The organism is Sphingobacterium multivorum (assembly GCF_900457465.1).
Classification (GTDB): Bacteria; Bacteroidota; Bacteroidia; order Sphingobacteriales; family Sphingobacteriaceae; genus Sphingobacterium; species Sphingobacterium multivorum.
On sequence record NZ_UAUU01000008.1, the window covers coordinates 677,126 to 696,767 of the forward strand.

The 19,642-nt window shown below is 39.4% G+C and carries 20 protein-coding genes, 2 tRNA genes and 3 pseudogenes; 11 read left to right on the plus strand and 14 right to left on the minus strand.

Annotation, left to right across the window (positions count from 1 at the left end; all coding sequences use genetic code 11):
* Nucleotides 1-5: 5 nt before the first annotated feature.
* Nucleotides 6-758 (minus strand): DeoR/GlpR family DNA-binding transcription regulator, encoded by a 753-nt coding sequence (locus tag DTA23_RS11545; RefSeq protein ID WP_083295861.1) that lies wholly within the window; start codon nucleotides 756-758, stop codon nucleotides 6-8.
* A gap of 302 nt (nucleotides 759-1,060) precedes the next feature.
* Here DTA23_RS11545 and DTA23_RS29070 point away from each other — a divergent pair, with 302 nt between their 5' ends.
* Nucleotides 1,061-1,378 carry a hypothetical protein gene (locus DTA23_RS29070; RefSeq protein ID WP_239468865.1) on the plus strand — a complete coding sequence of 106 codons (318 nt, stop codon included), beginning with the start codon at nucleotides 1,061-1,063 and terminating at the stop codon, nucleotides 1,376-1,378.
* Between the two features lie 15 nt (nucleotides 1,379-1,393).
* Nucleotides 1,394-2,218 (plus strand): annotated as a pseudogene (locus DTA23_RS11550) (glycoside hydrolase family 130 protein); the annotation flags it as partial.
* Between the two features lie 120 nt (nucleotides 2,219-2,338).
* On the opposite strand, the gene DTA23_RS11555 reads toward DTA23_RS11550, so the two are convergent.
* From DTA23_RS11555 to DTA23_RS11565, 4 genes are all read right to left on the minus strand, one after another.
* Nucleotides 2,339-2,412, minus strand: a tRNA-His gene (locus DTA23_RS11555).
* Nucleotides 2,413-2,823: 411 nt separating this feature from the next.
* Complete coding sequence (locus DTA23_RS30380) at nucleotides 2,824-2,967, minus strand: hypothetical protein (RefSeq protein WP_256603476.1); 144 nt, start codon at nucleotides 2,965-2,967, stop codon at nucleotides 2,824-2,826.
* Nucleotides 2,957-4,549: a molecular chaperone HtpG gene (gene htpG / locus DTA23_RS11560; protein WP_256603478.1), complete on the minus strand. Its 1,593-nt coding sequence runs from the start codon at nucleotides 4,547-4,549 to the stop codon at nucleotides 2,957-2,959. The genes DTA23_RS30380 and htpG overlap by 11 nt, the downstream gene beginning before the upstream one ends.
* A 168-nt stretch (nucleotides 4,550-4,717) precedes the next feature.
* A complete protein-coding gene (locus tag DTA23_RS11565; RefSeq protein ID WP_112374784.1) occupies nucleotides 4,718-5,281 on the minus strand; it encodes a YqgE/AlgH family protein in 564 nt (187 codons plus the stop codon).
* Between the two features lie 152 nt (nucleotides 5,282-5,433).
* Between DTA23_RS11565 and pdxH the strand changes: the two genes are divergently transcribed.
* From pdxH to ruvB, 5 genes and pseudogenes are all read left to right on the plus strand, one after another.
* Entirely contained in the window at nucleotides 5,434-6,087 is a 654-nt protein-coding gene (gene pdxH, locus DTA23_RS11570; protein ID WP_112374839.1) for a pyridoxamine 5'-phosphate oxidase, read from the plus strand.
* Nucleotides 6,088-6,089: 2 nt separating this feature from the next.
* Nucleotides 6,090-6,578, plus strand: coding sequence for an NADH-quinone oxidoreductase subunit C (locus DTA23_RS11575; protein WP_112374785.1), 489 nt, complete (start codon nucleotides 6,090-6,092; stop codon nucleotides 6,576-6,578).
* A 5-nt stretch (nucleotides 6,579-6,583) separates the two neighbouring features.
* Nucleotides 6,584-7,780 (plus strand): NADH-quinone oxidoreductase subunit D, encoded by a 1,197-nt coding sequence (locus DTA23_RS11580; RefSeq protein ID WP_112374786.1) that lies wholly within the window; start codon nucleotides 6,584-6,586, stop codon nucleotides 7,778-7,780.
* A gap of 331 nt (nucleotides 7,781-8,111) precedes the next feature.
* Nucleotides 8,112-8,879, plus strand: a complete 768-nt coding sequence (locus tag DTA23_RS11585; RefSeq protein ID WP_256603481.1) for a glycosyltransferase — start codon at nucleotides 8,112-8,114, stop codon at nucleotides 8,877-8,879.
* 12 nt (nucleotides 8,880-8,891) lie between these two features.
* Nucleotides 8,892-9,913, plus strand: a pseudogene (ruvB, locus tag DTA23_RS11590) (Holliday junction branch migration DNA helicase RuvB).
* Nucleotides 9,914-9,971: 58 nt separating this feature from the next.
* Here ruvB and DTA23_RS11595 read toward each other — a convergent pair.
* The 5 genes and pseudogenes from DTA23_RS11595 to DTA23_RS11605 all read right to left on the minus strand — a co-directional run bounded on the left by DTA23_RS11595 (nucleotide 9,972) and on the right by DTA23_RS11605 (nucleotide 14,480).
* Nucleotides 9,972-10,475 (minus strand): HEAT-like fold family protein, encoded by a 504-nt coding sequence (locus DTA23_RS11595; RefSeq protein WP_112374787.1) that lies wholly within the window; start codon nucleotides 10,473-10,475, stop codon nucleotides 9,972-9,974.
* A gap of 7 nt (nucleotides 10,476-10,482) precedes the next feature.
* Nucleotides 10,483-11,163: an alpha/beta hydrolase family protein gene (locus DTA23_RS29080; RefSeq protein ID WP_256603483.1), complete on the minus strand. Its 681-nt coding sequence runs from the start codon at nucleotides 11,161-11,163 to the stop codon at nucleotides 10,483-10,485.
* A complete protein-coding gene (locus DTA23_RS29085; protein ID WP_256603484.1) occupies nucleotides 11,142-11,474 on the minus strand; it encodes a hypothetical protein in 333 nt (110 codons plus the stop codon). Before DTA23_RS29085 ends, DTA23_RS29080 begins: the two co-directional genes overlap by 22 nt.
* 53 nt (nucleotides 11,475-11,527) lie before the next feature.
* A pseudogene (locus tag DTA23_RS29095) lies at nucleotides 11,528-12,651 on the minus strand (DPP IV N-terminal domain-containing protein).
* 404 nt (nucleotides 12,652-13,055) lie between these two features.
* Nucleotides 13,056-14,480, minus strand: a complete 1,425-nt coding sequence (locus DTA23_RS11605) for an ATP-dependent DNA helicase (RefSeq protein ID WP_112374788.1) — start codon at nucleotides 14,478-14,480, stop codon at nucleotides 13,056-13,058.
* 85 nt (nucleotides 14,481-14,565) lie between these two features.
* Here DTA23_RS11605 and DTA23_RS11610 point away from each other — a divergent pair, with 85 nt between their 5' ends.
* The 3 genes from DTA23_RS11610 to coaD are packed head-to-tail and all read left to right on the plus strand — an operon-like array spanning nucleotide 14,566 to nucleotide 16,371.
* Complete coding sequence (locus DTA23_RS11610; protein ID WP_070564222.1) at nucleotides 14,566-15,363, plus strand: DUF3822 family protein; 798 nt, start codon at nucleotides 14,566-14,568, stop codon at nucleotides 15,361-15,363.
* Nucleotides 15,354-15,893, plus strand: coding sequence for a 16S rRNA (guanine(966)-N(2))-methyltransferase RsmD (rsmD, locus tag DTA23_RS11615; protein ID WP_112374789.1), 540 nt, complete (start codon nucleotides 15,354-15,356; stop codon nucleotides 15,891-15,893). Before DTA23_RS11610 ends, rsmD begins: the two co-directional genes overlap by 10 nt.
* A 1-nt stretch (nucleotide 15,894) precedes the next feature.
* Complete coding sequence (coaD, locus tag DTA23_RS11620; protein ID WP_112374790.1) at nucleotides 15,895-16,371, plus strand: pantetheine-phosphate adenylyltransferase; 477 nt, start codon at nucleotides 15,895-15,897, stop codon at nucleotides 16,369-16,371.
* 244 nt (nucleotides 16,372-16,615) lie between these two features.
* Here the strand turns inward: coaD and DTA23_RS11625 are convergent, their stop codons facing one another.
* Nucleotides 16,616-17,569 carry an aldo/keto reductase gene (locus DTA23_RS11625; protein ID WP_112374840.1) on the minus strand — a complete coding sequence of 318 codons (954 nt, stop codon included), beginning with the start codon at nucleotides 17,567-17,569 and terminating at the stop codon, nucleotides 16,616-16,618.
* A 182-nt stretch (nucleotides 17,570-17,751) separates the two neighbouring features.
* Between DTA23_RS11625 and DTA23_RS11630 the strand changes: the two genes are divergently transcribed.
* Nucleotides 17,752-17,831 (plus strand) — tRNA-Leu (locus DTA23_RS11630).
* 205 nt (nucleotides 17,832-18,036) lie between these two features.
* Here DTA23_RS11630 and DTA23_RS11635 read toward each other — a convergent pair.
* The 3 genes from DTA23_RS11635 to DTA23_RS11645 form a co-directional block, all read right to left on the minus strand.
* Nucleotides 18,037-18,456 carry a c-type cytochrome gene (locus DTA23_RS11635; protein WP_112374791.1) on the minus strand — a complete coding sequence of 140 codons (420 nt, stop codon included), beginning with the start codon at nucleotides 18,454-18,456 and terminating at the stop codon, nucleotides 18,037-18,039.
* A gap of 91 nt (nucleotides 18,457-18,547) precedes the next feature.
* Nucleotides 18,548-18,931, minus strand: a complete 384-nt coding sequence (locus tag DTA23_RS11640; RefSeq protein WP_115048675.1) for a hypothetical protein — start codon at nucleotides 18,929-18,931, stop codon at nucleotides 18,548-18,550.
* Between the two features lie 43 nt (nucleotides 18,932-18,974).
* The gene (locus tag DTA23_RS11645) at nucleotides 18,975-19,631 is read right to left on the minus strand and encodes a DUF1345 domain-containing protein (protein WP_172462394.1); all 657 of its coding nucleotides are present in this window, start codon (nucleotides 19,629-19,631) and stop codon (nucleotides 18,975-18,977) included.
* Between the last annotated feature and the right edge of the window lie 11 nt (nucleotides 19,632-19,642).

The window sequence follows — 19,642 nt, forward strand, 5'->3', positions numbered from 1 at the left end:
TAAACTTATAAAATTGTAATACCTTGTTCGACATAAGGCTGCAAAATGCGATCAGAAGGATCCTTTTCTGTAATTAAATAACTGATATCAGATGCGCGGCATGTTAGAAAAGATGCCAGGGTATCGAGCTTATTGCTCGTTGTGGCAGCAACAATGTTCATTGAATTTTTACATAGTACTCTTTTGATAGCTGTTTCTTCGCGAGTTCTTGCCGTAAGTCCACGATAGGGGTCCAGGCTACATACACCTATGAAGCTGACATCCGCATATATTTCTTCAAAGGTAGAAATAGTTTGCTGTCCCTGCATCGTAAGAGATGATTTGCAGAAAGCGCCACCCGCGAAAATCAAGCTGATGTTTGGGAGGTTTGCAAGTATATTGGCTATCGGGAGACTATGTGTGACCACAGTAAGGTTTAGGCTATCTGGAATGTTGCCAGCAATTGCCTGTGTTGTTGTGCCACCGTCAAAAAAGACGACTTGATGATCTTTCAATAGTGTGATCGATTTTTCTGCTATGGCTTGTTTCTCCATAACATCAAGGTTATTTCGGTCGTATATATCGAATGGTAAGTTTGACCGTAAAGTGGCTCCCCCTCGAATAGCGCGGAGCAAGCCAGCGTCAGATAGTTCTTTAAGATCACGTCGGACGGTATGCTCAGAGACACCAAGTTCGGCCGCTAACTCTGTCATTACTAATTTCCTTTCCTTTTTGATTTTAACTAATATAAAATCGTGACGTTCTTCTTTGGATATCATGCTATAAATGTAGTGTTTTTGTGCTATATGTTGGAATATTTGTCATTATAATCGTTGTAGTATTGCGATATATTGCAATATTTCGAGTTATTTATCGTTGAATTGTTTATTTGTGTTTTTTAGTTTTGGTCCCATTTCAATTTTGTTGAACTTGTTTTTGCGGTACTTTTTTCTATTAGCATTATATTTGTGAATGATCAATAATAGTTTCGATCGCTCTTCAGTGGTAACCAATTTATAATTTTCACTTTTACAGGCTGTTGTTTGCTACTACATGTAAAACCATAGAAATCAATTAAAATATGAATATTATCGTAAAAATTGCAGGCTCTATTCTGTTCGTCTTTTTATGCGGCTGCAGCGTGCAGCCTGCTGGAAAGCTTAAAAAAGAACAATGGGTATTAGGAGGCTTTGAACGGCCCAAAGGTGTCAATCCAATTATTGAGCCCGATACGAGTTCCGTATTTTATGATCCAATGCTGAAGAAAGAAATTCGATGGGAGGACAACGACACTTTTAATCCTGCTGCAGTAGTAAGGGGAGATAGTATCTATGTCATTTATCGTGCAGAAGATCGGACAGGAAAAGCTATTGGCCACCGGACCTCCCGATTGGGGTAAGCAGCTAGTGCTGACGGTATTCATTTTGAACGACTGAAAACGCCTATATTCTATCCGGGGCCTGATGAGCAGCAAGATAACGAGTGGCCTGGCGGGACAGAAGATCCTCGGATAGCACAGACTGAGGATGGGCGTTTTGTGCTATTTTATACCCAATGGAACCGAAAGGTACCGCGGCTTGGTGTAGCAATATCCACTGATCTGAAACACTGGACTAAATACGGTCCTATTTTTAAGAACTCGAGAAATAGGCGCACTCTAGTCAATGAACCGCATAAATCGGCTTCTATTGTGACTACATTGAAAGGTAACAAACATGTTATAGCTAAAATCAATGGGAAATATTGGTTGTACTGGGGAGAACATGGTGTTTATGGCGCCACATCCGATAATTTGATTGACTGGGAACCCGTAACAGATAATAGAGGTACACTGAAAGCCTTCATTTCGCCGAGGGATGGTTACTTTGATAGTTCGTTGACAGAGTGCGGTCCTCCAGCAGTTTTGACTGATAAAGGAATTGTATTGCTATACAATGGTAAGAATCATGCTGAGAAAGGGGATATGCGTTTTAATAAAAATACCTATTCCGCTGGACAGGTTTTGTTTAGTCCACGAGATCCGACAAGCGTATTGGCTCGAATGGATGTTCCGTTTTTACGCCCCATGGAATCTTTCGAAAAAAGTGGGCAATATATAGATGGAACGGTTTTTATCGAAGGATTGGTCTTTTTTAAACAAAAATGGTTTTTATATTATGGTTGTGCGGACTCTAAAGTTGCTGTGGCTATTTATGATCCGCGCCATCCAGGACTTATGGATCCTGTGCCTGAACTGTAAAATGGAAGAAGTTGCCTTTGAAGCTTGTTAGGATGATGGGTAGCTGGTCAAGGAGAATTTGTTTAGTTGGCTGAGAACTTATCAAATTAAAAAAGGCAGATCATTTGATCTGCCTTTTTGGGTAAGTAATCGGGCTCGAACCGACGACCCCTAGAACCACAATCTAGTGCTCTAACCAACTGAGCTATACCTACCGTGATTTTGATGATACAAAAGTACGATTAAACCCTATTCCCTCCAAATATTTGACTGAAAAAAAAACAGCGTTTAAAGCCAACTGGGTGAAGATTAGTTTATTAAATTTAATAAAAAACATCTAAAGGGTTGCATTTTGATAATGCTATGCATTTGGCTGCTCCAAATTTGTCATTTGTGTCCAATTTTTAATAAAAAAGGCGGTTACTATTAAAGAGACCGCCTTTTTTATTAGAAGGAATACCCTTAAATCATTTCTACACTTCTCTTCACAAAAGATGTCAGATCTGCTCCTGACAATAAACCTCTGGATAAGAGTGCTAAATCAAAAGCTTGTTTCGCCAGTTTTGAACCTTCTTCGTCTGATGACGATAAAATTCTTTTGATCAGCGGATGGTTCCCATTGACTGTTACCTTATAATTATCGGCAATGAACCATAAAAATTCATGCCACCACCTGTCTTGGCCATATCTTTCATTCGACGCATAAATTCATCAATTGTTACCGATACAGGCAGGTCACTTTCATTTAACGCGTCAACTTCAACTTTCATATCTTGGCGCGAAATTGCTTTTTCGAAAACCTCCAGCGCTTTTTTTGGATTCTTCTTCTGAAAGGGCCAATTCAACCTTTTCATCTTTTTGGATCAACTTATCGATAACGTCAGCATCTACACGTTTCAGCTGTACCTTATCGCCGCCCTTTTGCTCTAAATAAGCTGCAAAGTGTGTATCCAATGGCCCATCAAGCATCAAAACATCATAACCTTTGTTTAATGCCGTTTGGATAAAGCCATCTTGTTGAGCGGCGTCATGTGTATATAAGTAGACAATGTTACCATCTTTATCTACCTGGATATCTTTGACCTTTTCGTAATACTCTTTAATGGTGAAGCTTTGGTTACCTGTGTTTTTTACTAAACAGAAGTCATTTGCTTTTTCAGCAAATTTCTCATCGCTAAGCATACCGTATTTGATAAATAAACCGATATCCGTCCATTTCTCTTCAAATCCCTTACGGTCGGTCTTAAATATTTCGTTCAATTTGTCAGCCACCTTTTTGGTGATATAACTGTTGATTTTTTTTACGTTACTGTCTGCCTGTAAAAATGAACGGGATACGTTTAACGGAATGTCCGGTGAATCAATTACCCCATGAAGTAACATCAAGAATTCAGGAACAATATCTTTCACCTCATCGGTGATAAACACTTGTCGAGAATAGAGTTTAATTTTATTACGCTGGATTTCCAGTTCATTTTTAACTTTAGGGAAGTAGAGGATACCTGTCAGGTTGAATGGGTAATCAACATTGAGGTGTATCCAAAACAAAGGTTCATCCATTGAATATGGATAGAGTTCGCGGTAGAAGGCTAGATAATCTTCGTCTTTTAATTCAGACGGTGATTTTGTCCAGGCTGGATTGGTATTATTGATGATATTATCTACCTCTACAGATTTGTATTTTGGTTTTCCTTCTTCGTCTTCACCGTCCTGTTCAGAATTTGTTTTGGTGCCAAAACGGATTGAAACAGGAAGAAATTTAGCATACTTATCTAAAATGTCCTGTAGTCGTGCCTGGCTTAAAAATTCTGTTGATTCTTCATTAATATGTAAGATGACGTCGGTACCACGTGTGGTTCTTGAGCCCGTAGAAATTTCGTAAGATGTACTACCATCGCAAGTCCAATGAGCCGGTTCTGCGCCATCTTGATAGGATAAAGATTGGATTTCTACGGTATCGGCTACCATAAATGCGGAATAGAAGCCTAAACCAAAGCGACCAATGATTTCATTTGCGTCATTTGCCTCCTTGAATTTTTCCATGAACTCTGTTGCTCCTGAGAAAGCGATCTGGTTGATGTATTTTTTTATTTCATCGGCTGTCATACCAATACCATTATCGGAAATAGTGATGGTCTTGGCCGCTTCATCAAATTTTACGTCTACAATCAATTCTCCTGTTTCCCCTTGGTATTGACCCAAAGAAGCCAGACGTTTGATTTTTTGAGAAGCATCAACGGCATTAGATACCAGTTCACGCAAGAAAATTTCATTATCAGAGTATAAGAACTTTTTGATTACGGGAAATATATTCTCCGTGTGAATTGAAATACTACCTTTTTCTGGATTCATAATTTGTATGTCGCTATTTTAATTTTATGATTTGTTTAAAACATACAATCAGTGTTCCAAATCGTCCCTACAGGACATGATGGCAGAAAACCGCCTATTTTGTCATAGGCTCATTCGGTGATTTACGGACTCGTAAAGCAAACTGTCATATAGCGTAAGTCCCTTTCGCTAATTTAGACCTGGGCTCTGTGGGAAGTTGGCGACATGTGCATATTTGGGACCTAATCCAATGATGGCATCCTTCCATAGCAATTCGCCATTACCTTCAAAAATGAGCTGATGGTGGTATTTGTTTTGTACAGCCCAGCAATTTTCTTTGATTTCGCCGTCCAACTGACCGGCAGACCATCCAGAATATCCGATAAAGAATTTTAATTCGTCAGGTTTTATGCTATCGGTTTGTATGGCTTCAATAAGCTTTTCTTCATCGCCTCCAAAATAGATTCCAGGAGCCACTTCCTCGCCACTTAGCAGTAAATCAAAACGGCTATGTACAAAAAAAAGACTTTCCTGAGCCACAGGACCACCGACGTAGATGGGGAAATTGCAATTCGGTATAGATTCCAATAATTGGCCTATGCGAACATTGGTTTGATTATTTAGGACAAATCCGAGGGAACCCTCTGTATTGTATTCACATAACAATATCACGGATCTGAGGAATCTAGGGTCTAGCATAAATGGCTCGGAAATCAATAGACTTCCTTTTTGTGGGTTTAGTTCGGTAAACATATAGCGCGAATTTTAATTATTTATTGAATTTAATCTTTTTTATTTAATCTATGCGAGATTTGTGCCAAAATTGAGATTTTGTCAATTTCTACTAACTTTATAGAGAAAAAGCAATGATTTTAGTAAGTTTGTGGGATATAAAACAGGTTTCTATGTCCATTCAACATAAAGATATTGCAGCAATCAGACAGGATTACGTATTAGGTAGCCTATCTGAATCGGATGTGGATCGTAATCCAGTCCACCAGTTTAAAAAATGGTTTGATGAGGCTATTCACAGCGAGGTAATCGAGCCTAATGCCATGGTGCTTTCAACGGTGTCATCCGATCAATTACCTTCCTCGCGAGTTGTTTTATTGAAGGACATTGTAGCTGAAGGACTGGTCTTTTTTACAAATTATGAAAGCCGTAAAGGGGAAGACATGAAAGTGAATCCGCATGTTGCCATGTTGTTTTTTTGGCCTGAATTACAAAGGCAGGTCCGAATTGAAGGTGTTATTGATTTTGTAAGTGAGGCCGATTCCGATGAATATTTCCAATCGCGCCCAAAAGCAAGCCGTATCGGTGCACTAGCATCCCCGCAGAGCCATGAAATCCCCAACCGTAGTTTTTTGGAAAACAGGGTGGAAGCACTCGAAAACCAATACAATGGAAGCGATTCTGTACCGAGACCGTCACATTGGGGTGGCTATCTGTTGAAACCGATTTATTTTGAGTTTTGGCAGGGGCGTGCAAGCCGGCTACATGATCGCATAGTCTATAAAAAGGTGTCGGATTCCTGGAAGATTACGCGTATAGCTCCATAAATATGACATTTGACGAAATTAAATCGATGCTTGTTTCCAAATTTGGAACTCAACTTATTCTTAAAGAAGATCGCAATGGGCTGCAGCCTGCACTATTTATAGATAAAGCAGATATTGTAGCCGTTTGTTTATTCCTCCGGGATACAGAAGGCTTATATTTTGATTTTTTAAGCAACCTTACTGCAGTGGATTATCAAACGCATTTTACCATTGTCTACCATTTAAATTCCTTGCCGTATCAACACAATTTGGTCTTAAAAGTTGAGTTGTCTGGTCATCGTTCGCTGGATGAACTACCGGAGATTCCTTCGCTTACTTCGGTGTGGCGCACGGCAGACTGGCATGAGCGCGAAGCATTTGACCTGATGGGGATTTATTTTGAGGGACATCCGGACCTTAGAAGGATTTTGCTGCCTGACGATTGGGAGGGCTATCCTTTACGGAAGGATTATGAGGAAGCGGAGAAATATCATGGCATTCATATTAATTGATAGAAATGGCGAATCCAAAATATAAAGAGGCATTACTGCGCTATGAAAAACACCTTACAGAGATCTCAAGTCAGGAAATGGTGTTGAATATGGGACCTCAGCACCCTTCGACACATGGTGTGCTTCGGTTACAACTGATTACAGACGGAGAGATTGTGAAAGAGGTTGTTCCACATTTGGGTTATCTGCATCGTTGTTTCGATAAGCATGCTGAATCGTTGAATTATGCAAAAACAATTCCTTTTACCGATCGCTTGGACTATTTGGCTTCGATGAACAATAGCCATGCTTTCGTTATGGGGGTTGAACGTATGCTTGGCCTTGACAGCAAAATACCTAAAAGAATAGAGTACATTCGGGTTTTGGTCTGTGAACTCAACCGAATAGCATCCCACCTGATTGCTATTGGTACATATGGTATTGATATCGGTGCCACAACGCCATTTTTGTGGTGTTTTCGGGATCGTGAACATATCATGAATATGTTGGAATGGGCCTCAGGTTCCAGGATGCTGTACAACTATATCTGGGTAGGCGGGTTATTTTATGATTTGCCCGTTGGCTTTGAAGAGCGCTGTACAGAATTTATCACGTATTTCAAACCTAAATTGGTCGAACTGGATGAGATATTGACACAGAACCAAATATTTATTTCCCGTACGGCTAAAATAGGTGTACTTCCTGCTGATGTAGCCATAAATTATGGTGTATCGGGACCTATGCTGCGTGCTTCGGGAATAAAATGGGATTTGAGACGCATAGATGGTTATTCTGTCTACCCGGAAATTGATTTCGAGATACCTGTGGGAAAAGGTGAAATGGGGGTAATCGGTGATTGCTGGGATCGTTATAAAGTTAGGGTGGACGAGGTCAAGGAATCGGTTCGCATTGTCGAACAATGCCTTGAACGACTACAGAAAGACTTTAAACGTACGGCCGAATTTGATCCGCGCGCTTTGGTCCCGAACAAAGTGAATCTGAAAGCTCAGGACTACTATGTCCGTGCTGAAAATCCGAAAGGAGAATTAGGGTTTTATTTTGTCACAAAAGATAAATCAGATATCCCGTTGCGGGTCAAGTCAAGGGGCCCAAGCTTTAATAACCTTTCCGTGATTTCAGAACTTGGAAAAGGGGTGCTGATTGCTGATTTAATTGCGATCCTAGGATCGATTGATATCGTTTTGGGAGAGGTTGATCGTTAGACTGCGGTAGTGTGCATGTTTTATAAACGATTTAGCAAAATAAAATAGAGATTGTATTGAAAATGTTGCATAAAAACGCAATTAAATTTGTAATTGAAAGCAATTTTCATCATATTTGCAGTCTCATAATTTAAGTTTATAATTGGTTAATGAAAGCTCGTTACTCCCAAAGTAACGGGCTTCTCTTTTTTATAGTGTGCAATCTATTGATGCTGTGTATTTATGATACTGGTGTGTTGGTTTGAGATTGAAGGGTTTACTGCCTTTTCTCGCGAGTATTGTTGATTATCCTGTAGATTTCATCGAATTCCTGTACTAGAATTTAACGTAAATGATTACCTTTACTGGTCTTAAATATAAAAAAGTGACGGATAGTTTAGTTATCATTCCAACATATAATGAAAAGGAAAATATTGAAAAAATCATTCGCAAAGTTTTTTCCTTATCACACGCATTTGATATTCTAATTGTAGACGATGGTTCGCCCGATGGGACGGCGACAATCATCAAGAATTTACAGGTTAATGAATTTTCTGGCCGTTTGTTTATCGAAGAGCGAATCGGGAAGCTGGGTTTAGGAACAGCGTATATCCATGGATTTAAATGGGCGCTATCCGCGAACATTACCGCTATATTTCGAAATGGATGCAGATTTCAGCCACAATCCAGAGGATTTACTTCGTTTACGGCAGGCTTGTGCGGATGGTGCAGACATGAGCATAGGTTCGCGTTATATCAAGGGCGTGAATGTTGTCAATTGGCCGATGAGCCGTGTGTTGATGTCCTATTTTGCTTCAGTATATGTTCTTTTATAACGGGAATAAATATCCAGGATGCTACCGCAGGATTTGTTTGTTTCACGAGGGAAGTCCTGAGGACAATCCCACTCGAAAAGATTAAGTTTGTAGGGTATGCTTTCCAGATTGAAATGAAATTCACCGCCATAAAATATGGCTTTGATGTAGTCGAAGTACCCATTATATTCACAGATCGGACCGAAGGCACATCAAAGATGAGCACAAGTATCTTTAAGGAAGCTTTTTTTGGAGTTATCCAATTGAAATTAGGAAGTATCGGAAAGCGGTACAAGAGAAATTAAAAGATCGCTACAATGAACGAGAATTTAGATCCAAATCCAGAGCGTCTGAGCAACACAGATCGTGATATTGAACGGGCATTGCGGCCTCAGGCTTTTGAAGATTTTACAGGTCAGGCTAAAATATTAGAGAACCTCAATATTTTTGTGAAGGCAGCCAGGCTGAGAGGCGAGGCGCTGGATCACGTTTTGCTACATGGCCCCCCAGGCTTAGGAAAGACGACCTTATCCCATATCATTGCTAATGAGATGGGTGTTGGCATTAAAATTACTTCGGGACCTGTATTGGATAAACCGGGTGATCTTGCAGGATTATTGACAAATCTCGAAGAAGGGGGATGTCTTGTTTATCGATGAGATCCACCGTTTAAGCCCTTTAGTAGAAGAATATCTCTATTCGGCAATGGAAGATTTTAAAATCGACATTATGCTGGAAACAGGACCGAATGCACGGTCTGTGCAGATCTCCCTTAATCCGTTTACCCTAATCGGGGCAACAACACGCTCAGGACTTTTGACAGCCCCCTTGCGTGCACGCTTTGGAATTAATTCGCGCCTACAATATTATGATGCGAAACTCCTGACAACTATCGTGTTGCGTTCGGCACATATCTTAAACACACCGATTTCTGATGAAGGTGCCTATGAGATTGCACGAAGAGCAGAGGTACACCCCGGATAGCCAATGCTTTACTGCGCCGTACACGGGATTTTGCACAGATAAAGGGTAACGGAAGCATCGATAAAGAAATAGCGAAATATGCTTTGCACGCGCTTAATGTGGATGAAAATGGTTTAGACGAGATGGACAACAAAATCTTAACGACTATTATAGACAAATTTAAAGGTGGACCTGTCGGTTTAAAAACTGTAGCCACAGCAGTTGGGGAGGATGAAGGTACGATTGAGGAAGTCTACGAACCCTTTCTGATTCAAGAAGGATACATTATGCGGACCTCGCGGGGGCGCGAATGTACCGAGCTGCTTATAAGCATTTGGGCCGTGTCAATCACTCGAAAGGAAATACATTGTTTTAATCGCGAATAGAAACGATACTTTAACTTTTCTGCTGAATAATTTTATTGGTCCGGCTCATTAGGGCTGGACTAGGTTTTGTTCGTTGAAATAGTTTATCTGAGCCTGTAACTCCTCATGTATCCAAGGGTACTTTTTTCGTAGGTTATTTAAGATGTCCAGGCAGTTGACCAATACAGCGACAGGACATGCAGGTTCGATCATCCATTGGAAGGAATGCTCGATAATTTCTTCTTCTATCTCATTTTGAAGTATATATTCTTTATTTTTTTTAGACGTTAAAAATAATAGAATTTTAGTATAGCTTCTAAGACAACTCCAGTTTTTTTGTTTTTTTAAATTGTTCAAGAATTGCGGGAGAACAGATTTTAGCAACGCTGTATTCTTTAAAACGATGGTTTCAAATACCCATGCGGCGCGAAAGGCAACCTTTTTATCCTTCTCTAAGGAGATGTTCAGCAGATCAGCCAGGGTTATTCCTTGGAGCATCTCCAAAGAAAAATCCGTTACCTCGAAAGATCTCAAGGTAACGGATAAAAATGCTAATTTTTCATTGTAGGTCATGTAACCGTTATTTTTGTGGCTTTTCTCGATTCATTTCAGTCATGTCAACTTCGTTCATCTTGGAATCACCCAACAGATATTGGCTAAAGTAATCGCCCATTTTCCAGAAGAAATACTCCGTCATATCGCCAAAGCCATGTCTTTGTCCAGGTAATAGCAGGAAATCAAATCTTTTGTTAGCCTTGATCAATGCGTCTACCATGCGAATTGAATTTGCCGGGTGCACATTGTTGTCAATGTCTCCTGTAGCGATAAGTAGTCTGCCTTTTAGGTTTTTTGCGAGCTCTGTATTTTTATTGATTTGGTAGGAGAATGTTGTATCGCCTTTAGCCGATACTTTTTCTGTCACCCCATGATGACGCTCACTCCACCAGCGGTTGTAAATCTGATTTTCATGGTTTCCGGCGCCAGACACCGCAACTTTAAAGAAGTCAGGGTAAACAAGCATCGCCGCTGTAGACATAAAACCACCGCCGGAGTGACCAGTTATACCAACGCGGTTAATGTCGATGTATTTATAACGATCTGCGAGCTGTTCCGCCGCTACTTTTTTATCTTCCAAACCATAATCGCGCAGATTGCCATATCCATAGGTATGATACCATTGCGAACGTGAAGGATGTCCACCACGGTTACCAACTGTGATGACGATAAAGCCAAACTGCGCTAGCCTGTCGATTCTGTCCATGCTTCTTCCAAAGGATTTATTGACAGCTTCGGTTTGAGGCCCAGGGTATACATATTCCACAATTGGATAAGTTCGGGTACTGTCAAAGTCAAATGGTTTGTACATAACCCATAGAGATCCGTGGTGCCATCCCCAGCTTTCACTTTAAAAGGTTCTGGAAATTTGTAACCTGCAGCAAATAGCAAGGATAGGTCAGCTTTTTCCAGTGTCATTATTTTCTGTCCATTGCTATTGTATAAGACGGATTCAGGAGTCGTGTTTACTCTGGAGGAATTATTGACAAAATATCGGGAAGATTCGCTCACTTCCACTTGGTGGTCAAAGTTTCCTGGATTTAATAATTTAATTCCGGAACCATTTGTATTTACACTGTACTGATGTAGATAATAGGGGTCTTCGTTTTTCTCACGTCCGATGCTGTAAAGTATAATGTTCCGGAAGCAGGGTCAAAGCCGGTAATTTCCTCCGTATGAAAAGCTCCTTTTGTAATTTGATTAATCAATTTTCCATTTGTGTCGTAGAGGTAGTAGTGGCCCCAGCCATCTCTTTCCGACCAATGAACTAATTGCTTCTTGTTTTCGATCAGGAATGGTTTTTGAACATCCAGATATACATTGGAACGCTCCTGGATAATATTGTTTACCGTACCATTTATATTGACCTTTAGGAGATCAATTCGTTTCAGGTCGCGGCTAGAGCGTGAAATGTAAAACTCTTCGTTATTGCCCAGCCAATAGTTGGTAAAATAATCCTCTTTATAGAATTTTTATCCGGGGTTTTTGTCCAGGTAGAGACGGTCTGATTTTTAAACGCAGCTATATTGATGCGGCGTGGAGTTTTTGCTGCCGCGTCGAAGATATATAGTTCAGTTTCTGTCGAATCGACTTCGCCTGGCATTTGGTATTTATAAGTTTCAAGTGTCGGCCGGGATGAGCCAACATTATTGATTACCCATAAGGGCTTTAGAGAACGGTTGTCCTTTCTGGTCAAGGTAAAATAACGTCCATCCGGAGACCAGCTGATCCATACCCGCTTGCGTTTAGTATCGTTGTCTTTATCTTTTTCCTCACCCGTAGTTGTGCTATATTCATCACCGCCCCAAGCATAATATTGCACCCCGTCTTTTGTTATCTGGTGCTCAACAATGGTGCTGTCTTTTTCATCCTTTACCGCTTTAAGATAGTTGGATTTGTCCATCCAATACAAGTTGTAATCTTTCGCAAAATAGACTGTATTGGTGTCAGGCGAGAATGTCGCCCAACCCAATGGCGGTTTTACCTTTGTCGAGTCGCTGATTTCTACCACAGACTGTGCTGCTAAGTCATATTCCAGATAAAATAGTTTCTTTTTGGTGGTATCGGACTTATTCTTGAGCTTTTGTATTTCATCTTTGGATTTCACCGTATCTTTGGTGCTCTGAATCTGAAACCTCAATTTTTTTCTCATCTTCGGTAAATCGAAGGCCCTGTAATTCCAAATGTTGTGCATCTACAGGATTTTTAACGATTTTAGTAATTTGTGCGGCGAGGTTGTCGTTATTGAAAAGAAGTTCTTTCTTTTTCAGCGCAGGGTTTACAATGTACCAGTTTCTTCCCTGCGGACTTGCGTAATCATACCAAAAGCGATCGGAAAAATTGATCCAATTTGGTTTGATGCTGGGTCGAAAAAATCATTTTCTTTAATTTTTCAGGGGAGAATTTTGCAGCCAGCTGATAATTTGACTTTATAGGGGCTTCCTTCGCCTGTTGTGCAGTGCTAACATAGGGCAATAAGCTCGCCGCTAGGATTAAGTAGTACTTATGCATTAATAATATAGATAATTGTATAATAATGGTTCTGAACGTAAAAATATCTATTATTAGGTTCTTTTGCGAATGATTCGTGTAATAATCCTATGATGGATAGAAGTTTTCATTGAAATTGACCAGAAAAAGTTCCTTTGTTGCTCGGGTAACCCCAGTGTATAACCATCTTAAAAATTCAAGATCCAACATATCATCGTTTATATAGCCCTGGTCAACAAACACGATTGGCCATTGACCGCCTTGTGCTTTATGGCAGGTAATTGCAAATGCAAATTTAATCTGAAGCGCATTATAATAAGGGTCTTTTTTGATTGCTTCGAGCCTGTCCTTCTTATCCATGATATCGGCATAATCCAAGGCAATCTCTTCGTAGAGAGCTTTTTGGCTTTCATAGGGCAGATTGGGGCCGTCTGTATAGAGGCTATCTAAGATAACGCGGCAGGTGATGGGTTCTATTTCGTCAATGTCTACAAATTCAAGTGTGACATCTGCAAATCGAAATCCATGCTGATCGTGGATGTTACTTACTTTTCGTACTTTGGCCATATCGCCATTTGCAATAAATCCATCGCCCATGTTGTTTTCCTGTAACCAGAAGTAGTTGTTTTTTACAACCATAATATAATCTCCGCCCGTCAGTTCCTCGTCCCGGAACAAAATTCGGTTCCTTATATTTTGGTTGTATAAATTTGCAGATCGATTTGAACGGCAGATAATCATGGTATTTTCGAGTCCATATTTGTCATATGCATAGTTTATACCTTCGATTAACCGTTCACCTGTCATTCTGTAAAGATCTTTAAATCCTTTTGTTATGAATTTTGGAAAAGGGGAGTCGTCTTGATCTTCTTCTGCCGAGGTTATCTCTTCGCGTATTTTGGTTGCATTGTACAATATACCGGAGTCTTTGGATTGGCGGACAACCGTGGTTAGCTCAAAAGGATAAACGCAAAGATGAAATTCACTTTCGAGATAGCTTGGGTTTAAGGCAGGACTATCCAGGAGTCCTACAGGAGGTAATTGAGCCGTATCTCCAACAAATAATAGGGTACAGTTCTTCCCCGATTGTACATAACGGATCAAGTCGTCCAACAGGCTTGCCGAAAATGCATTCACAGGTCCGTTGGATATCATTGAAGCTTCATCGATGATAAATAAAGTGTCTTCGTGCAGGTTCTCCGCCAAGGTGAAATCCAGCTGAAATGATACAGCAGATTTTTTTCGGTATATTTTTTTGTGTATTGTCAGTGCTTTGCGACCAGAATAATAGGTGATCACTTTTGCCGCCCTGCCTGTTGGCGCCAGCAGAACAGCCTTTTTCCGTAATGCAGGCAGCACTTTAACCAGCGCCGAAATTAATGTTGTTTTTCCCGTACCAGCGTATCCTTTAAGTACAAAGCAGGATTGCTTGTCAAAAGCGAGAAGAAATTCTTGCAATAATTCGAAAGCCTCCAACTGCTGTTCGGTGGCTTGCCATGGGAATTGCTGTATTAACAGATTTTTGATGAACACCCTCAAAGTTATTTAAAAGGTTTGTCTTATCCTCTAGAAAAAGCTATTTTTGCTCTAAGAAGTTTTAATTTTTACAATTCAGCGAATGAATTATATTTCAAAACAATTTAATATTCATTATTTACCGGAGTACAATCTTTTGGTCAAGGCTGGCTTTCAGAAGGATGTCTTGGCGGTGGTTGATAAAAAGTCGATCGCACCGATTTTGATCGAGTATCCGTCTGAGGAGCCAATTTTGGATGCCACACGGATTATGAGCCTTCCGTTTCGATTTGTCCGCGTTGTGATACCACATCAAACTTTTACGTTTATTCCAAAAGAATTTTTTCTGAGCGAAAATATCAGCGATTACCTACAGTTTTTAGGTACAACTGATCTTGAAAATACATTTAGCTATTCTTTAGATAATCTTAATTTAGTTGCTGTATACCAGTTTGATGGGCTTTTATTAAATAGGTGGAAGCGGTTGTTTCCTGATGCTGTTATACTTCCCGAATTTGCGGTTGTGCTTGATCGTGCCCAGGAGCGTGTATCTATTAGAGGGAGTGTGCTGGGGCTTCATTTTGTAGCTGAAAATACAGTTGATTTTTATCTGTTTAAAAACGGGGTTTTTCAGCTTTATAATAGTTTTGAAATTCATAATCTTGATGATATCAGCTACTATGTCCTTAATATTTTAACACAATTCAATCTAGGAGACTCCATCAATAAAGTGCTCCTTTCAGGAGAAATTCCAAATGAATCCTATTATAAACGTATCTCTACTTATGCGGGTGATATCGAAATATTGGATTTGAAGACAAAAGTCGTATTGGCGGATAGCGAGATCGAGTCAAATTTGACCCCATATAATGTATTGTTTGATTCTATACTATGCGAATAATCGGAGGTCGTTTAGGTGGTTTAAGGCTGAACCCACCAACCAATTTACCTGTGAGGCCAACCACGGATATCGCTAAGGAAGCGCTGTTTAATATTTTACAGAACCGACTGGATTTTGATAGTTTAAAGTGTCTGGATCTTTTTGCAGGAACAGGAAATATTAGTTTTGAGCTCGCATCGCGAGATGTGGAGTCAGTAGATGCAATAGATCTTCATTTCAAATGTGTGCAATATATCAATGAAACAGCCGGGAAGATGAAACTGGAGCAAATTAAAGCAAGGAAAGCCGATGTATTTAAGTTTATTGCCAGCTGTAAGAATACCTATGATTTTATTTTTGCAGACCCACCTTATGATATTCCTAAATTGCCACAATTGCCAAAATTAATTTTTGAACAGGAATTGCTGCATGAACATGGGCTCCTTGTTGTTGAGCATCCGTCAACAAGACAAATGGAAGATCATCCAAATTTTATAGAAACTAGAAAATACGGGTATTCATCATTTTCTTTTTACGCTAAGACTATCTAATATGAAAATTGCTGTTTTTCCGGGCTCTTTTGACCCCTTTACATTAGCTCATCAAGATCTTGTTGAGAGAGCAATGCCGCTATTTGATAAAATTATTATTGCAGTGGGCTATAACGCCAATAAAAAAGGAATGTTAGATCACGACGAACGGGTAGATTCAATTAGCCGTGTTTTTAACGATGTGAGTAGGGTTGAGGTGCATAAATATAAAGGTCTTACAGTAGATTTCTGTAAGCAAGTTAAAGCACGTTTTATATTGCGTGGGCTCCGAAATACCAATGATTTTGAATTTGAAAATGCTGTTGCTCAAAATAATTTGTTGCTCAATAATGATGTTGAAAGCTATTTTTTGATGAGTAGATCTGGAAAGGCACATATTTCTTCATCCATTGTTAGAGACGTGTGGTTTAATGGAGGAGATATCAGTGCGATGGTGCCTGTTTCCATTTTATCCTGCCTGAATGAAAAAATAAGATAAGTTGCCTCAGGTTGATAAAAGAGATATTTAACAAAAAATGGCCAACAGGATATTATTTTGTTGGACATTATTTATAGCTGAAAAACAGAGGTTTATATTTGTTATCTAAATCATCTGTTTTCTTTATTTTAGAACAGCTCACTTTCTTCTATACGGTATGGCCAAATATTATTTGGTAACTTGATTAGTATATTTTTAATGTTCTTATTTTCAATATACTAGATTGTTTTTTTGTGCTTTTGGTCTAGTAATCGCTTGCTTGGTTTAAGAGGTAATACTCTTCCGGTGTCAGCTTGATTTCTACAGCTCTGCTAAGTTCTTCGAGCTGCTGGATACTAGTTGCACTCACTATTGGCGCTGTAACTGAAGGCCTGTGTAAACTCCACGCTAATGCTATAGCTGACATGCTAGCTTGTTGTGTATGTGCTATCTCAGCCAACACATCTAAAATGCGCAGACCGCGGGTGTTAAACTTGTCTTTTAATGCGTCATAACGCTTGGCACCTTTGATGTCATCAATAGAGCGGTATTTACCCGACAGGAAACCACTGGCAAGTGAATAATAGCTGATGACGCCAAGATGATTATCGAGGGCCAATTGTTCATACTGCTCTTCGTATTTCATCCGGTCGTAAAGGTTATATTCGGGCTGAATAGCGATATAATACGGTAAATTGTGGTCTTCGGCTATACGAAGGGATTCTGAAATCCGTTCTGGACTTAGGTTGGAAGCACCGATCCATTTTATTTTCCCCTTCTGTATCAGGTGATGATAAGCCTCCAGTGTTTCATCGATTCCAGTTGTCAGATCATCGTGATGAGATTGATAAAGATCGATTGTGTCTACATTCAATCGCAGGAGTGAATCTTCCACAGATTTAATAATATACTCTTTTTTAAGATTAGGTTTACTATTGTCTATTCGACGTCCGCCGACTTTTGTTGCAATCTGAATTTTATCGCGAATATCTCTTTTGCTGATCCATTTGCCAATGATTGTTTCTGATTCTGACCCACTGTGTCCCGGCACCCAATGTGAATAGTTGTTGGATGTATCAATAAGACTGAATCCCATATCGATAAAAGCATCTAACAGAGCGAAAGACTGTTTCTCATCGACGGTCCAGCCAAATACATTTCCACCGAAAACAAGAGGTTTGAATTCAATTTCACTGTTTCCGAGTTTTACTTTTTCCATGATCATTTGATTGTTTTCTGATTAAAAATACGTAAAAAAGGTCGTTTTCAATCGTTCTATAGGGCAATGAAAAGTTTTTTTAAAATTTTCTCATTCATTTTCAATGAGTTTTAAAAATGATCAGTATAGTGATTTGGAATAATAAAAACTTTACTTACTTTTGCATCATCCCAAACGGATATGCCCGGATGGCGGAATTGGTAGACGCGCTGGTCTCAAACACCAGTGGGAAACCGTGCCGGTTCGACTCCGGCTCCGGGTACTAAAGCTTCTCAATCGAGAAGCTTTTTTTATTTACTGACTATTTTTTATACTTAGCTTAGCGTAGTTTCGCGCGGTTCCTTATTCATTTCCAAAATGAATGGTCTTATTCTTCTGGTTCTAAAACTTTTTTCCATTAAAATGTAATAGAAATAAAAAACACCACAATACAGCGTATTATGGTGTTACATGAATATGTGGTTTGATTAGTTTTTTGCTAAGACCATTTCTGGTTCTTCTTTTCCGCCATGACAGGTTTTACAGGAAATAGCTTTGGCAGGCGAGCTATCCCAGCTTCGATTAAAATACTTTTTGTTTATCTTTTGGGTCATCTTAATCATCGCTCGTCCAATCTCTTTTTTGTGGTTATCATCACTCGCAAAATCCATTTTTTTGGGATCTTCCTTCGACGGTGCATGACAGAAACCACATTTTACACCCAATGCGACATTAAATTCCTTCATAGTGGAAATCAATTCATCGTGGGAGATATTTTTGGGAAGAACTTTGAGATTAGTCGGTTTTGGTTCTTCTTTAGGTTTTTCCTGTTGGAAGCTAAATGCACTCAAAGCAATGGCAATAGCAAACACAGATGCAATTGCACCTAATTTATTTATTTCTTTCATTTCTCTTTTCCTTTATGCTTACCTAAATATAGGGAGAAAGAGATAATTTTCAAACAGAAAATGAAGTTAATATGACAATTTAGATTGATTATTATTTACGTACTGCATTATCCACAACCCAAGATTGGCTATTGGATTGATAATTAATTTTTAGCAACTTTCCTTCGATCTTCACGTCTTTTAAGAGTGTTGTATCAGTAGAAGTCCAAGTGCTATCATTGGTTTTATCAAATCGAACGCCTGTAATATTTGGGATGCCTGTGAAAAACTCAATTTTATAGGTATCGGTACCATCACGAAGCACCCGTATCAGGCGATTATCCCGGTCCACTTCAATGGAATTGCCTTGGTATTTAACACGACCGATAAAGCTGCCGGAAGCGTCCGCAGCACCACCTGTATTTTCATTTTTTTTACACGAGATAAATAAGATAACGAATAAAACGGACGAGACTAAAGGCTTAAACAACTTCATGTGTGTAATTTTTGTGCTAAAATAAGCTTTTTTGGCCAAAATCTCAATTGATCAATCCAGAAATGATGTTAATGGTCAATGCAACGACAAACGTATTTAAAGCAAAGGAGAGGAGGCCATGAAATAATGCTACTCTTCTTATTTTTTTTGACGATATTTCCACATCAGATACTTGAAAGGTACAGCCCATCACAAATGAAAAATAAGCAAAATCTAAATAATCTGGATGGTCATCTCCTGGAAACTCCAGTCCAGCTCCATTTGCGTGATGTTCGTAGTATAATCGCGCATAATGAAAGGTGTATATGGTGTGAACCAATATCCATGAAGCCAACATGGCCAGCATACAAATAATGATAATGTAGGCATCATTCAGCTGTTTATCCTTACTTGATATGATAATCATTAATACTGAAATAAAACAGCCTATGGTCACTAAAATAATAAAAAGGGATACAAAGAGACGGCTGCCATCTTCTTGCTGTGCTTTGCGCGCAATGGTAGAAATAGGTGTGGTGTAGAATGTATACCAAGATATAGAAACGTAGGCAAGACAAAAACCAAACCAGCACAACATTAAATTGAGCAAGGGAATGGTTTTAATGGGAGAGATGAAGTAGATCAATAAAAAAATACAGACCGAAATCATTGCCCTATGAATGGATTGCATTCGATGTAGGTAATAGTTTATTTTTTCCATTTCACGTTGTA

Coding starts and splice junctions, on each gene's coding strand:
- DTA23_RS11545 (WP_083295861.1), bottom strand. CDS start 758: ATGATATCCAAAGAAGAACGTCACGATTTTATATTAGTTAAAATCAAA.
- DTA23_RS29070 (WP_239468865.1), top strand. CDS start 1,061: ATGAATATTATCGTAAAAATTGCAGGCTCTATTCTGTTCGTCTTTTTA.
- DTA23_RS30380 (WP_256603476.1), bottom strand. CDS start 2,967: ATGAAAGTTGAAGTTGACGCGTTAAATGAAAGTGACCTGCCTGTATCG.
- htpG (WP_256603478.1), bottom strand. CDS start 4,549: ATGAATCCAGAAAAAGGTAGTATTTCAATTCACACGGAGAATATATTT.
- DTA23_RS11565 (WP_112374784.1), bottom strand. CDS start 5,281: ATGTTTACCGAACTAAACCCACAAAAAGGAAGTCTATTGATTTCCGAG.
- pdxH (WP_112374839.1), top strand. CDS start 5,434: ATGTCCATTCAACATAAAGATATTGCAGCAATCAGACAGGATTACGTA.
- DTA23_RS11575 (WP_112374785.1), top strand. CDS start 6,090: ATGACATTTGACGAAATTAAATCGATGCTTGTTTCCAAATTTGGAACT.
- DTA23_RS11580 (WP_112374786.1), top strand. CDS start 6,584: ATGGCGAATCCAAAATATAAAGAGGCATTACTGCGCTATGAAAAACAC.
- DTA23_RS11585 (WP_256603481.1), top strand. CDS start 8,112: ATGATTACCTTTACTGGTCTTAAATATAAAAAAGTGACGGATAGTTTA.
- DTA23_RS11595 (WP_112374787.1), bottom strand. CDS start 10,475: ATGACCTACAATGAAAAATTAGCATTTTTATCCGTTACCTTGAGATCT.
- DTA23_RS29080 (WP_256603483.1), bottom strand. CDS start 11,163: ATGGACAGAATCGACAGGCTAGCGCAGTTTGGCTTTATCGTCATCACA.
- DTA23_RS11610 (WP_070564222.1), top strand. CDS start 14,566: ATGAATTATATTTCAAAACAATTTAATATTCATTATTTACCGGAGTAC.
- rsmD (WP_112374789.1), top strand. CDS start 15,354: ATGCGAATAATCGGAGGTCGTTTAGGTGGTTTAAGGCTGAACCCACCA.
- coaD (WP_112374790.1), top strand. CDS start 15,895: ATGAAAATTGCTGTTTTTCCGGGCTCTTTTGACCCCTTTACATTAGCT.
- DTA23_RS11625 (WP_112374840.1), bottom strand. CDS start 17,569: ATGGAAAAAGTAAAACTCGGAAACAGTGAAATTGAATTCAAACCTCTT.
- DTA23_RS11635 (WP_112374791.1), bottom strand. CDS start 18,456: ATGAAAGAAATAAATAAATTAGGTGCAATTGCATCTGTGTTTGCTATT.
- DTA23_RS11640 (WP_115048675.1), bottom strand. CDS start 18,931: ATGAAGTTGTTTAAGCCTTTAGTCTCGTCCGTTTTATTCGTTATCTTA.
- DTA23_RS11645 (WP_172462394.1), bottom strand. CDS start 19,631: ATGGAAAAAATAAACTATTACCTACATCGAATGCAATCCATTCATAGG.